Consider the following 13982-nt stretch of genomic DNA (forward strand, 5'->3'; position numbering starts at 1 on the left):
TTTAGATCCAAAATTTATAAGGAGGGCGCAATGAGGAATTTAAGTAAAACCTTATTAGGTTTGCTTATGGGCGTTAGCGTCTTCGCATCGCAAGCCTGTTGCGAAGAACACAACATGCAGATGTCTCAACAAGCACGAGACGTCATAGCAAATCCAAAAGGCACGCTTCAAAGTAGAGGCGTAATATCCTTGCAAGACTACATCGTAGAAGAGCAAGAGATGTATGAGTGGCTGTTTAAAAACCACCCGATTTTCACAAAATACGGCGGTAAAACAGTCGGTAAACTAGACGTTCACGACCGTGGACTTGAGTGGCTTGCCGAAGGTCACGGCTTTGACATGTCAAAAGCTAGTAAAAGAGACGGCGGTAAAGGCTACAGCTCTATGATGTATAGGATACCTGCGGGTTCGTCTTTGCAGTTTCCTAACAAATTCGTAGGATCTGAAAAGTGCGGCGAGTGCCACCCTGCGCAGTACGAGGTATGGAGCAGATCGCGCCACGCTACTACTATCCGCTTCCCTGGCGAGCACCCAGAGGTTAACAACAACCTAACCGATCCGGTATTTAGCCCGGATACTGCGTCTATCTTGCCTCAAGGTATTACTCCGGACGTTATTTACGCGACCGTCGGACACCTAAGAACCAAATTTGGCTACATAGACGCGTGGTTGCTGCGAGGAACTTACCACGTAGAGGGCGGTTTGCTACGAGACGGCACGGGTCAGATCGTAGCAGGCGGTAACCAATTCCAAAGAACTTGGGCGTTAAATTTAACTCCCGAAACAGTTAAGAAAATCAAAGATTTCGTTCCTGATTTTCCGGAAACTCTAGCTGATTACGGCGATAACGGCGGATACGTCAGAGGTCTAGCCTCATACGCCGCTAAATACAAAAAGTCAATGTTCTTCCAAGCAAACGGCTCTTACTGCGAAGTTTGCCACCCGTTCAAATTTGACTTTAAAACCAAGAAAGAGTTCTATGCGGCTCTTGGTAATGCCAAAGAGCTTCAAAAACACACTATCTCTAAAGGCGTAAGCTGTGAGGAGTGTCACGGAGCCGGCGGTCACCTTGACGGAGCTACAAACTTTAGAACATCAAACTGCGAACGCTGTCACCAAAGATTTAACTATAGCCCAGACCTAGCTAGAGCCAATCCTCTAAACCAAGGCAAGCTTGACCTATCTCTAAGCTCTAAATTTAAATCAATGGGACCAGGATGCGGATCTGAGGGTTCACAATCATACTTTACCGCTCACTACGATAAAGGCATGCGCTGCACCACTTGCCACGATCCTCACGATAACACGGGTCCGGTTGTAGGCGACAAGACTATCAAAGGCGTAAACTATAACTCAGAGCAAGGCTACCTAAGCGCGCTTTACACTAAACCGAAGATCAGAAAAGATTGTCAAGATTGCCACAAAGAGCAAGCATATATCGCTTCTAGAGCCGATACGCACAAAGACAACACTTGCGCATCTTGCCACATGCCATTCATGATGAGCTGCGAGAACTTCTACGCTATCCAGTTCCAAGATAACGCTGGATTCGATACTCAAAGAAGATCTCACATCTGGAAAATCGACGTAGATCCTGCTAGAAAATCTCTAGTTGCGGGCGACGCGGCTAAAGGACCGAGAGATGCTAAAGATTGGCACTTCCAAAGAGATAAAAACGGACATAACTTCGTTGACCTAATGTGGGCGTGCGCTAGAACGTCTTGGGCGGATAAAGATATGCAAGATACTAAAGGCTGCCACAGCCCTGTTTTATCTGAGCTAAAACCTACCCTACACTTCAAGAACCAAAAACAGGTTTACGACGAAGTAATGGGATGGCAAACTCCTGTTAAAAACGACTTCTCTCAAGTCAAAATCGGTATCGAAGGACTTTACGCTATCTTAGAAACTAAGAAACTAAGTCCTAGCGATAAGACAAGAGTTTATGAGCTAATCGAAAAAGCGCAAGACACAGTTGACTTGCTACAAAAAGACGGCTCATGGGGTATGCACGGCTTTAAATACACAAAACAAAGACTCGATGCTTCTAAAGAGTACATCAAAGAAGCCCAAAGAATCATAAACAATAATTTATGATGCGATTACGGACGCCGCAAAAGCGCGGCGTCCAAATTTAATAAGGTAAATTTATGCGTTTTAAACTTAGCAAAAACCCGATTTTAGCTCTCTGCCTAACGGCCGGTTGCGTCTTGTGCGCTAGCGCGGCGGATAAAGAGACGATGACGCAAGAGCAAAAAGAATCATACAGTATCGGAATTTCAACCGGAACCTACATCTCCGCACAACTAAAAAAACAAGAAAGCCTAGGCGTTAAATTTGACAGCAAGGCTATTTTAGACGGTTTTGCAGACGCCTTTAAAAAAGAACAAAAACTAACGGACGAAGAAATAATCTCCCTACTCAATCAAAGGGACGAAAAATTAAATAAGCTAACCCAAGACGCGTTTAAAAAAGCGCTTGAAAAAAATTTAAAAGAGGGTGAAGAATTTATGGCGAAAAACGCCAAAAACAAAAAGGTCAAAACGACTAAATCAGGGCTTCAGTATGAAGTCATGGCAGTCGGCGACGGCGATAAGCCAAGACCTGAGAGCGTAGTCGCGCTAAACTATAAAGCCTACCTCATAAACGGCAAAGTTTTTGACGATACGTACTCTAGAAACGAGCCTGCGATTCTTTCGATGGTAAATTTGATAGACGGCCTACAAGAGGGCCTCATGATGATGAACGGCAACTCAAAGTATAAATTCGTCATCCCGTCTCACCTAGCTTACGGAGACGAGGGCGCAGACGAGATACCGGGCGGCTCGACGCTGATTTTTGAAGTCGAGCTAGTAAAGGCGCTAAAACCTGGCGAACTAGCCGGCGCAGCCAAAAAAATAAGCGAAACTCAGCCGCGAAATTTCCATGGCGCGCATAGCCACGGAAGTAGCGTTGGTAGATAAATTTAGGATATTTAATCCATACGGATGGAGAAGAATATGAAAGAGCAAAATACAAGAAGGACGTTTTTTAAAGTCCTTGCTTCGGGCGCGGCGGTTGCGGGAGCGACTAGCGTACTGGGCAAGAGTATAAATTTAGACGCCCCTACGGAAAACGGCAAAAAGCCGCACTACGGCATGATCTTTGATCAGAACAAATGCGTCGGCTGTACCGACTGCGAGGTCGCCTGTAAAAAGGTAAATTCGGTTCCGAAAGGTCAAATGAGGCTTTTTATCCAGGATAAAACCGATCCGCTAAATTTGAAAGAAAAGCGCTATGTTAGAGTATCTTGTCAGCAGTGCGAGGATGCGCCGTGCGTGAACGTCTGCCCGACTAAAGCCTGCCACAAGGACGAAAAAACCGGTATCACGACGATGAACACCGACGACTGTATCGCCTGTAAATACTGCATCGTCGCCTGTCCTTACGATGTGCGCTTCATAAACCACAATACCAAAGCCGCAGAGAGCTGCAACTTCTGCTTGGATACGAATTTAAAGGACGGCCACGAGCCTGCCTGCATCGAGGCGTGCAGATACGAGGCGATCGTATTCGGCGATCTAAACGACGAAGAATCGCACATCAGCAAGCTGCTTCGCGTAAAAGACAGCCTGCGCATGCATCCTGAGTGCGGCACGAAGCCGAGTCTGCGCTATATTCCTGCGGTAAAACTGGGGGTGTGATATGAACGGAGCTATAAATTTCACTGCGACCTTCTCGCACGGCGTAGAGTGGGGCTGGCCGATAGCGGTTTATCTTTTGCTAGCGGGTATGAGCGGCGGCGCTTTAGTAGTCGCGATCCTCGTTAAATTTTATAAAAAACAGACCGAGAGCACGCCGCTATTTAAGGCTGCGTCGTTGCTATCTTTAGTTACGATCTTACTCGGTATGGTCTGCCTTGTAGCCGACCTTGAGAGGCCGCTACTTTTCTGGAAAATTTTGATCAATTACAACTTTACCTCGGTTATGTCCGTGGGCGTGGCGGCGCTTTGCATCTATATCCCGCTTAGCTTCGTAGCCTGCCTTTATGCGTTTGAAGCTGATCTTAGCGGATTTTTATTGCGCAGACTTACTTTTTTAAAAGGGCTTTTCACGCTCGTAAGAAAATTTTAAACGCGCTTCGCCCGCTACTTCTTGCGCTTACGCTTGTTTTGCGGTCGCGATCTGCGCCTATACGGGCTTTTTGATCTCGGTTTTAGTTAGATTTCCTATCCTTAATACCGCCGTTTTACCTGCGCTTTTCGTGGCGTCTGGCCTATCTGCCGGCATCGCAGGCTCAAGCCTGATAGCCGCGCTTTTCTTTAAAGCGGACCCGCACGGCGGCGATCTAAAAACCTTGCACGCGGTCGAGTGGCCTGTTTTGGCGATGGAAATTTTACTAATCGGCATGATTTTCGTCTCGCTTATCACTGGCAGCGACATGCAAAAAGCTGCAAGCATAGCCTTTAGCGAGGGGCTCTACGCTCAGCTATTTTGGCTCGGCGTCGTGGGCGTAGGTTTTTGCGTACCGCTCGTTTTAAATTTCGCACTGGGCAAAAAGATCGCTCACACCGCGTTTGCATTCTACGTTAGCGCGCTTGCCAGCGTGGTCGGAGTATTACTTCTTAGAATGTTTATACTATACGCGGGACAAACTTACGATATAATAATGTAAAACTGCGGAGGGTTAATGAGCGCACTAAAAATATTAAAATTTTTCATCTCTTATAAATTTGCGCTCTGCCTCCTCTTTATCCTAGCCGCAGGTGCCGGCGTCGCAACCTTTTTAGAGAGTATCTACGATACGCAAACGGCTAAAATTTTAGTCTATGAGGCGCGCTGGTATGAGTGCGTCATGGGCGCTGCGACGCTGAGCCTGCTCGGCATTATAATTAAAACCAAAATGTGGCGCCGCTTCGGCTCTTTCGTTCTGCACGCGGCATTTATCGTGATCTTTATCGGCGCGGCGCTGACGCGTTACTTCGGCACCGAGGGCGTGCTACACGTAAGAGCGGGCGAGAGCGGAAACGAGATGGTGAGCGTAAAGCCGTATCTGCAGATCCGAACCAAAGACGCATTTTTCGAGTATCCACTAAATTTAACCCAAATCGGTGATAATAATTTTAGCTTCACGCAAACCATAAACTCAAAAAATTTCACCGTCAAATTTGACTCCTATAAACCAGCGCCCAAAGGCGAACGCGGTACTCTCGTAGTAAAAGCCGGCTTTGACGGGCAGCGCGAACAAACAGCCAAAATCCACGGCGGCGTAGGCTGGCTAGGCGAGCCTAGTATGCTAAATTTTGACGGCGAGGAGATAATGCTAACTTGGGGCTCAAAGCTAGTTAGCTTGCCGTTTTCGATAAAGCTTATTAAATTTGAGCTCGAGCGCTACCCCGGCTCGCAAAGCCCGTCCTCATACTCTAGCGAGGTAGAGGCGCTTTCGGACGCGGGAGAAATTTTAGCAAAGTATAAAATTTACATGAATCATCCGCTAAATTTACAAGGCTTTAAGCTCTTTCAGTCATCCTACGATGCGGACGAACAGGGCACGGTACTAGAGGTTAATCGCGATCCTGGCAAAATCCCGACCTACATCGGATATTTCTTGCTTTGCGTCGGCGTCATCGGCAACTTTTTTACTAAAAACAGCCGATTTTTAAAGCTCATAAATTTCATAAAAAACAGCAGATTCTCGCTCGTTGCAGCGTTTATCGTGCTTGGTTTTTTAAATTTTAACGCAAACGCGGCCGAGCAAAACGAGAGCGAGATTTTAAAAACTTTCGCCGCAAATACCGCCGCTCACGCTAACGGCGAATTTGCAAAACTTCTCGTACAAGACTACGCGGGCAGGATAAAGCCGCTCAGCACGGAAGCCGGCGAAATCGTAAATAAAATCTCCGGCACAGACTCGCTTTATGGCCTAAGCGCCGAACAAATCGTGCTAGGGATGAATCTAAATCCAGCGCTGTGGCAAGAGATCAAAATCGTCAAAATAAAAAACGGCAAGATAAAAAAGATGTTAAATTTGAGCGGAAATTACGCGAGCTTTAGGGACGCTTTTGACGCAAACGGCGAGTATAAGCTAGCCGCGCAGGTCGAAGCCGCGAATGAAAAACCTCTATCAAAACGAGGTACGCTCGATAACGACCTCATCAAATTTGACGAGCGGTTAAACATCGCGTATCTCACGTTTAAGGGCACGTTTTTTAAATTTATCCCGGTAGCAAACGACCCGCAAAATGCGTGGCTCTCGCCAAACGACGCCTTTAACGACGAGCGAGTCGATACCAACGCAAAAAGCATGCTAAACGACTACCTCATAGGCCTACAGGAAGGCATCGCGGATAATAACTGGAGCAAGGCGGACTCCGCGCTAGCTGCGCTAAGAAACTATCAGCGAACGGCTTCGGCGGAAATTTTACCTAGCGTTAGCAGAGTCGATGCCGAGGTATTTTATAACCGTGCTTTGGTGTTTAAAAAACTCGTTTATTTCTACTGGATTTTGGGCTTTGCCGCGCTTTTACTAGGGCTTGCTTCGGTATTTTTATCAAAACGGATTTTACCGCTTGAGCGAGCGATTTTAGCGGCGTTCGCGCTAGGCTTTGCGGTGCATACGGCGGCCTTAGCTCTGCGCTGGTACGTCTCTGGGCACGCACCTTGGAGCGATAGTTACGAGTCGATGATCTATATTGGCTGGTCGGGAGCGCTAGCGGGGATGATATTTTTTAGGAGTTCGCTGCTTGCGCTTGCGGCGGCTGCGCTGCTAGCGGGTATCGTGATGCTAGTAGCTCACATGAGCTTCGTAAATCCGCAGATAACGAATTTGGTCCCGGTGCTAAAGTCTTATTGGCTCAGCATCCACGTCTCGGTTATCACGGCTAGCTATGGATTTTTAGGCCTTGGCTGCGTACTGGGTCTTATCGCACTAGGACTCATGGCATTTAAAAATAAATCCAACGTGGCGAGACTAAACGAGCAAATCAGATATATCGCAGCAATAAATGAAGCAAGTCTAATCATCGGTCTTTGCTTGCTAGCGCTTGGAAATTTCTTCGGCGGAATCTGGGCGAACGAGAGCTGGGGGCGCTACTGGGGCTGGGATAGCAAGGAAACGTGGTCCTACGTATCGATCCTAGTTTACGCGATCGCGCTGCATCTGCGCTTTATACCGAAGCTAAATTCGCTCTACGTATTTTTGATCGCATCGGTATTTTCTTACGGTTCGATCGCGATGACTTATTTTGGCGTAAATTTTTACCTAACGGGCATGCACTCTTACGCTAGCGGAGATTTGCCGCCGGTGCATATTAGCGTCTATATCGCGCTTGGCTGCATACTTTTGATAACCGCGCTAGCCTTTAGAGGGCGCGACGTAAAAACGATTTAAAAGGAGAAAAAATGTATAAAAAACTACTACTGGCGGCGGTTTTATGCGCTAGCGCAAACGCGGGCTTTATCCAGGAGGGCATGCAGGCCCAGCAAAGCGGCGACCATAAAAAGCTGATAGAAATCTACGAAAAAGCCTGCCACGAGGAAAACAAGGCATCGGGCTGCTACAACCTTGCAGTGGTGTATTTTGAAGGCACGGGCGGCGTGGAGAAAAATTACGAAAAGGCGATAAATTTATACCAAAAGGCTTGCAATGCCAAATTTGCGCTTGCTTGCAACAATCTAGGCTACATCTACGAAAGCGGCAACGGCGCAACTCAGGACTTCGCTAAAGCCGCCGCATACTACGAAAAAGCCTGCCAAGACGACGAAGGCTGCACCGCACTAGGACTACTTTACGCAAACGGCGCAGGCGTCAAAACCGATATCAAAAAAGCCATCTCGCTCTATACCAAAGCCTGCAACTACGGCGATATGATGGGATGCAATAACCTAGGCTACCTGCACCTTGAAGGCATGGGCGTAGAAAAAGACTACGCTAAAGCAAAATCATTTTACGAAAAGGCCTGCGCGGGCGGCGTGGGTATCGGCTGCGATAACCTCGGCTTTTTATATGCATTTGGCCAGGGTACGGAGCAAGACTACGCCAAAGCTAAAGAATTTTACGAAAAATCCTGCAACCTAAACTACGACAAAGGCTGCAACAACCTGGCCATAATGTACGCCGAGGGCAAAGGCGTCGCGGCCGATATCACCAAGGCCAAAGAGCTCTTTGACAAAAGCTGCGCAAAGGGCCTAAAAGTCGCGTGCGAGAATGCGGAGTTTTTAAAACCAGAAACAAATAAAACTAAATAATTTAAGGAGATAATATGATTTTACGTTCTATTTTGAGTTCGGCGCTACTAGCGGCGCTACTTTTCGGCGCCGAAGCAAACGAGCAAGCCGGCAAGATGAAGCCGATGTTTCAAAGCGTAGATCCAAGCAAAGCTACGCTCGTAGGAAGCGGCGAGGATAAAGAGTACTGCGCCGTTTGCGGGATGAATTTGGTTAAGTTTTACAAAACAAACCACGTCTATAACGGCAAACAAGTAGCATCCCTACACTGCCTATACGAACTAACGGAGGGAAAAATCCCAAGCGACGCGCAGGTTGTGGATACGAAAAATCTAAATTTGATCGATGTAAATAAAGCCTTTTACGTCGTCGGCAGCAAAATTGGCGGCACGATGACTAGAAATAGCAAATACGCCTTTTCAACCGAGGCTGACGCGAAAGAGTTCCAAGCTGAAAACGGCGGCGAGATAATGAATTTCGCTAAAGCTTATGAGATCGCCGGGCAGGACTTTGAGGGCGATAACAAGATGATCAAAGCCAAACGCGAAGGCGGCGTTTACGCGCACGGCAAGGAATTTTACGATGCAAACTGCGAGAAAGTCGATCCAAAAAGCTTTAAAGCCATCTCCGAGCTAAAAGCTCACCTCAAAAAAACATGCGACGCAAAGGGCGCCGGCAAAGCTCCAGAATACGACAAACACCTGCAAGCAGCAGCTCTATATCTATGGGACGCTCCGGCAAATTTAGGCTCAAGCGATCAAGCCTCAAAATCTAAGCAAAAAGCGCAAAAAGCCGAGAGAATCGTCGTGCCAAAAGGCGCGCGCTGCCCCGTTTGCGGTATGCTAATCGGCAAAAACCCACAGTGGGCGACGATGATGAAAACAAGCAAAGAGGAGCTTTACTTTGACGGCGTCAAGGACATGATGAAGTATTATTTCGAAAAAGGCAAAAAGGACGATCAAATTTTCGTTAGCGACTACTACAAACTAAACAAAATCGACGCCAGAACCGCCTACTACGTAACCGGCTCAAACGTACTCGGACCTATGGGCAACGAGCTCATACCGTTTGCTAGCGAAGAGGACGCTAAGACCTTTGCCAAAGATCACGGCGGCAAGCAGATCGTCAAATTTGACGAGATAACTACGCTTTTGGTTGAGAGGTTGATGTGAGACTCATCTGCGTTTTAGCGGGTTTTTTTGCGATCCTTTACCTTTGTATCGGGGCGCATTACCTTGGCTACGATAGAGCGGGCAAGGAGGCTCAGCTAAATTTGATCCAAAAATCCGTCAAAGACGCGCAAATTTCGACTAATTTTATTTCAAAAGAGTACGGGAAGTTTGTCTATGCCGAGTAAAAATTTTATCGATTACGCAGTTACGCTGCTCTATAAAGACCGCGCCGATCACGCTTTTAGCTTTTTTATATTCGCTTTTATCGTGTTTATCTTAAGCGCGGTTCTTTTCGTCTCAAGCTCTATCCAAAGCGACCTTACAAATTTGACCCGCTCAAAACCGGAAGTCGTCGTCGAGGCTCTGCGTGCGGGCAAGCGCGACCTCATGCACGACGGCTACATCTACGACGTCTCAAAGATCGCGGGCGTAGCTAGCGTAGAGGGCGCGGTCGAGGGAGAGTATTATTTTGCGCAAAAAAGAGTCTGGTTTCATATCGTAGGCGATGAAAATTTGGACGAAAACGAGATGATCGTGGGCGAAGGCGTAAAAAAAGAGATGGCGGAGCTTTATTACGAGGACGTTTTTAACTTTTTAACCGAAGAAAAAATGATCCCGATAAAGATCAACAAAACCGCGCCGCATGAAACGGGCATCGTCTCAAACGACGTCATTTACATGAATCCCGCCACTGCGCGCGAGGTACTAAGCCTAAAAGATGGCGAATACACGAGGCTCTACGTCGAAGTACCAAACGTCAACGAGATCAGCGAAGTGGCCCTAAAGATCCAAAACGTCTATCCAAACACCGAGGTTACGAGCATCGAGGACGGAGTAGCCAAAATAAGGCACCTTTACTACTACAAAGGCGGCATTTTCATGGTGCTTTACGTCGTGGCGATGGTTTCGTTTTTCATCCTGCTGAAAAATCAAATTTCGCTCGCTTACGGCGAGAAGAAAAAGGAGATCGCGATATTGCGCAGTATTGGCTTTAGCGTAAGAAATATCATCGCGCTTAAATTTATCCAAAACATCGTCGTTTCTTTTAGCGCCTATTTGCTAGGCGTCGCGGGAGCGTATCTCTACGTGTTTTTATTCGGCGCGCCGTTTTTACGCGATATATTTTTAGGCAGCGAGGTGGCGAATTTTACCGATTTCACGCCGATCATCGACTTTAACATGCTGTTTTTGATCTTTGTTTTTAGCGTGATTCCGTTTTTGGCATTCGTCATCATCCCGTCGTGGCGTATCGCCGTTAGCGACATGAGCGAGGCGGTAAAATGAACGCGATAGAAGTAAAAAATCTCTGTAAAATTTACAATCAAAATAAACCCAACGAATTTCACGCACTAAAAAATATAAATTTGACGGTAAAAAGCGGCGATCTAGTCATCCTAAAAGGCGTTAGCGGTAGCGGCAAAAGTACGCTGCTAGGAATACTCGGCGCGCTTAGCAAGCCAAGTAGCGGCGAAGCGCTAATCAACAGTCGCAACGTCTCAAAGCTACCCGACATCATGAGCTCAAATTTTAGGCACAGCGAGGTCGGGTTTATATTTCAGTCATTTAACCTGATCGAGGGCCTTAGCGTCTATCAAAACGTACTAGCGCCGCTAAGCCTAACAAGTCTTAAAAAAGCCGAGCTAAATTCACAAATCGAGCGCGCGCTAAATCTCGCTAATATCGCGCACAAAAAAGATCAAGTCATCTCAAAGCTAAGCGGCGGCGAGAAGCAGCGATGCGCAATAGCAAGGGCTCTAGCGATGGATCCTAGCATCATACTAGCCGACGAACCGACGGCAAATTTGGACAAGCAAAACTCGCTTATTTTCATCGAAATGCTGAAAAAATTTAAAGAGCTAAAAAAGACCGTCGTCGTCGCCACGCACGATATTTTGTTTGACGATCTAGATTTCGTGGACGGCTACGTAAGGATGCAAGACGGAGAGATGCTGTGAGTGTATTTTTATCGGACGTTGTCATCGCGTTTTTACTGATCGAGCTCATCATCATCGTACTGATGGGCATTTCGCAGTATTTCGTCGTGCGCATCATGCGCCTATGGGACTTTAACTCGACGTCAAATTTACAATACGACCTCGAAAAGCGCAACTACCTCGTAAATACGATTTTGTTTTTCGCCGTAGTTTGCAAGATCATTTTGTTCGTATTTTTCGCGCTATCTCTAAACGAGCTAGCAGACGTGGTGCCCGGCGCCATGTGCTCGGCGGGCGTTATCGGCTCAAATCAATTTGGCGGCATTTTACTACTGCTAAAACTACTGCTTATCTTTGGCTTTGGGCTGTGGCTCATCATAAATTCGCTTGATTTAAAGGCGACGAATTTTCCGTATTTAAAGCGAAAATATGTCATTTTTACCATACTTTTTATCGCCGTTTTGATCGAATTTGCCGCCGAGATTCTATTCTTTAGCAACGTACCGCTAAAAGTACCCGTCTTTTGCTGCTCGGTCGTGTTTCAAGCGCCAAAGCTACCGTTTGGCTACACGAAGTTAAATTTGGTCATATTTTACTACGCCATTTTTGCGGTCATTTTGACGCTAAATTTACTCAAACAGACGATGGCGAGCTTTGTTTGCAATCTGCTGTTTTTGTTTATCGCATACTACGCGATCACCTATTTTTTCGGCCTTTACGTCTACGAACATCCAAATCACAAATGCCCGTACTGCATGCTAAAGGGCGAGTATTTTTACGTCGGCTACCTCATCTGGGGCTCGCTGTTTTTGGGTATTTTCTATGGTATCGCGGCGTTTTTGGTCGAGCTAATCGTAAAAAAACCTTACGAACATTTGCTCAAAATTTCCTCTTTTTGGCTGATCGTGAATGCTCTTGTTTGCAGCTTTTTCGTCGCTAAATACTACCTTTTGCGAGGAGTTTTATTATGATAAAGCAAATTTTCGCTGCCGTGCTACTCATCGGCGTGGTGGCGCTGCTTGCATTTTCCGTAGATACTAGCGAGGGCAAGATCGTCGTTCGCCATGGCAACGTAGAAAAAAAGCCGCTAGAAATCGAGCTTAACAAATACCTCTGCTTTGAAAGCAAGGTGCTCATCAGCGACCTAAACAACACGGCTCAGGCGGTGATGCCAAACGGCGACACGTACTTTTTCTACGACATCTCAAACTCGTTTACGTGGCTAATGCGACAAAAAAATAAAGACGACGTCGTGCTGTGGGTCTATTCGCAAGACACCAGCCGCTACATCCTAGCTAAAAACGCCTGGTATTCGCGCGTAGACATCACTCCGATGGGATACGGTATCGGCGCATATGAATACCACGTTTACGGCATTAACGATAACTATTTCGAGGATGTTTTGCTCTATGCGGCGCGCGGCGAAACGCTGATTAATCCGCTCATTTTTATCTTGCTTTCGGAGAATAAAATTTAGCCTTAAGCCGGTTGGCTATTTTTATTCTCCAAGATGCGCAACATGACTGCATTTATGCACCTTAAGCTACTAATATAACAATCTAGACCACGCGTAAAACAATAAAATTTCTCTATTTATTGTCAAAAAAATACGAATAACAAGCACACAAAATATCTAGTAGTCGCCGTACGATATTATTTATTTTTAATATCCATAAAAAACATAGTGATTTAAAATTGATTGCTAAAGTAAAAAGAAAGTTAAGAAAAAGTTGGTGGCGGACAGAGAGGGACTTTCCGCCATCTTATATATTTTTGTTGCCATTTGTTGCCTTTAAAAGCCCAAAATACAGGGTTTTTTATGTTAAATTGTATTATACAAATTTTTACCTTTATCTGCTATTATTTTATGTATCAAAGTTAGAAATTTTATGCAACAAACAAAATACTGGTATATCGATATTATAAGTGATTTTATAACCAAAAACCGTCTTAATTTTGTGACAAATTTAAGAACAAATTTTGATAAGATTTTCTCTCTCAATTCAAATCCCTTTTAGGGCATAGGGTTCAAATCCCTTTAAGTCCACCCCTGTTATTTTGTCTTGCATACACAGTGACATACGACAACGATCGGACCAAATAGATCAAAAAATATTCGCAAGAAATTTACTCCACCTACATAAGGACGAATTAAATTGTGACCTTAACGAAACACAAGGACGCTCTAAAAACATTTATAAAAGCCCATCGCGTCGCTAAAAGTAGTCTTTTGGATAAATTTGACGAGAAAACGGAAAAGAATATGAAATTTTATAACCAAAGATAATCTTAACATGGGGGGGGGATGGATTAATTGGATGCACTATTTTGTTGCAGGCCCTACATGTTCATGCAAGCCTACAAAAAAGCCAGATTTGCCATTTTCGCAGATCTGCAGAATCTAATACCAGCTTGCGTAACTTCATCCAAGTTGTCCGATTTTTGTTCGTATAGGCACTTGCCACGTAAGCGCTCGATCCGCCAAGCCCAGCAAAATATTTATTTAAAATGCTTTTTAAACCTTTACTCGCGCATGGATTTTGGGTATTATGCGATAATATCCGTCTTGCCAATATTGCCCACTTTGCGCAGTATTTCCATTATATCCGTCCCCTTTTCCTGTTCGGCTTTTAGGAAATTTTCGAAAAACTCGCGCTTTATATCCTTATAA

The 13982-nt window shown here is 45.7% G+C and carries 11 protein-coding genes and 1 pseudogene; all 12 read left to right on the plus strand.

The window, feature by feature from the left end; all coding sequences use genetic code 11:
- The first annotated feature begins 30 nt into the window (after positions 1–30).
- The 12 genes and pseudogenes from H740_RS08495 (at position 31) to H740_RS08550 (ending at position 12788) form a co-directional block, all read left to right on the plus strand.
- The gene (locus H740_RS08495; RefSeq protein ID WP_002953273.1) at positions 31–2097 is read left to right on the plus strand and encodes a cytochrome c3 family protein; all 2067 of its coding nucleotides are present in this window, start codon (positions 31–33) and stop codon (positions 2095–2097) included.
- Positions 2098–2150: 53 nt separating this feature from the next.
- Entirely contained in the window at positions 2151–2963 is an 813-nt protein-coding gene (locus H740_RS08500) for an FKBP-type peptidyl-prolyl cis-trans isomerase N-terminal domain-containing protein (protein WP_002953274.1), read from the plus strand.
- A 36-nt stretch (positions 2964–2999) separates the two neighbouring features.
- Positions 3000–3683, plus strand: coding sequence for a 4Fe-4S dicluster domain-containing protein (locus H740_RS08505; protein ID WP_002953275.1), 684 nt, complete (start codon positions 3000–3002; stop codon positions 3681–3683).
- Between the two features lies 1 nt (position 3684).
- A pseudogene (gene nrfD, locus H740_RS12530) lies at positions 3685–4654 on the plus strand (NrfD/PsrC family molybdoenzyme membrane anchor subunit).
- A 15-nt stretch (positions 4655–4669) separates the two neighbouring features.
- Positions 4670–7369 carry a cytochrome c biogenesis protein CcsA gene (gene ccsA, locus H740_RS08515; RefSeq protein ID WP_002953276.1) on the plus strand — a complete coding sequence of 900 codons (2700 nt, stop codon included), beginning with the start codon at positions 4670–4672 and terminating at the stop codon, positions 7367–7369.
- 11 nt (positions 7370–7380) lie between these two features.
- Positions 7381–8226, plus strand: coding sequence for a tetratricopeptide repeat protein (locus H740_RS08520; RefSeq protein ID WP_002953277.1), 846 nt, complete (start codon positions 7381–7383; stop codon positions 8224–8226).
- A gap of 14 nt (positions 8227–8240) precedes the next feature.
- The gene (locus H740_RS08525; protein WP_002953278.1) at positions 8241–9377 is read left to right on the plus strand and encodes a nitrous oxide reductase accessory protein NosL; all 1137 of its coding nucleotides are present in this window, start codon (positions 8241–8243) and stop codon (positions 9375–9377) included.
- Positions 9374–9562 (plus strand): hypothetical protein, encoded by a 189-nt coding sequence (locus H740_RS08530; protein ID WP_002953279.1) that lies wholly within the window; start codon positions 9374–9376, stop codon positions 9560–9562. Before H740_RS08525 ends, H740_RS08530 begins: the two co-directional genes overlap by 4 nt.
- Positions 9552–10661: an ABC transporter permease gene (locus H740_RS08535; protein WP_002953280.1), complete on the plus strand. Its 1110-nt coding sequence runs from the start codon at positions 9552–9554 to the stop codon at positions 10659–10661. The genes H740_RS08530 and H740_RS08535 overlap by 11 nt, the downstream gene beginning before the upstream one ends.
- A complete protein-coding gene (locus H740_RS08540; RefSeq protein ID WP_002953281.1) occupies positions 10658–11332 on the plus strand; it encodes an ABC transporter ATP-binding protein in 675 nt (224 codons plus the stop codon). Before H740_RS08535 ends, H740_RS08540 begins: the two co-directional genes overlap by 4 nt.
- Positions 11329–12282: a hypothetical protein gene (locus H740_RS08545; protein WP_002953283.1), complete on the plus strand. Its 954-nt coding sequence runs from the start codon at positions 11329–11331 to the stop codon at positions 12280–12282. Before H740_RS08540 ends, H740_RS08545 begins: the two co-directional genes overlap by 4 nt.
- Complete coding sequence (locus H740_RS08550; protein WP_002953285.1) at positions 12279–12788, plus strand: hypothetical protein; 510 nt, start codon at positions 12279–12281, stop codon at positions 12786–12788. The genes H740_RS08545 and H740_RS08550 overlap by 4 nt, the downstream gene beginning before the upstream one ends.
- The last annotated feature ends 1194 nt before the right edge of the window (positions 12789–13982 follow it).

It is taken from the genome of Campylobacter showae CC57C (assembly GCF_000344295.2).
Taxonomy (GTDB): Bacteria; Campylobacterota; Campylobacteria; order Campylobacterales; family Campylobacteraceae; genus Campylobacter_A; species Campylobacter_A showae_B.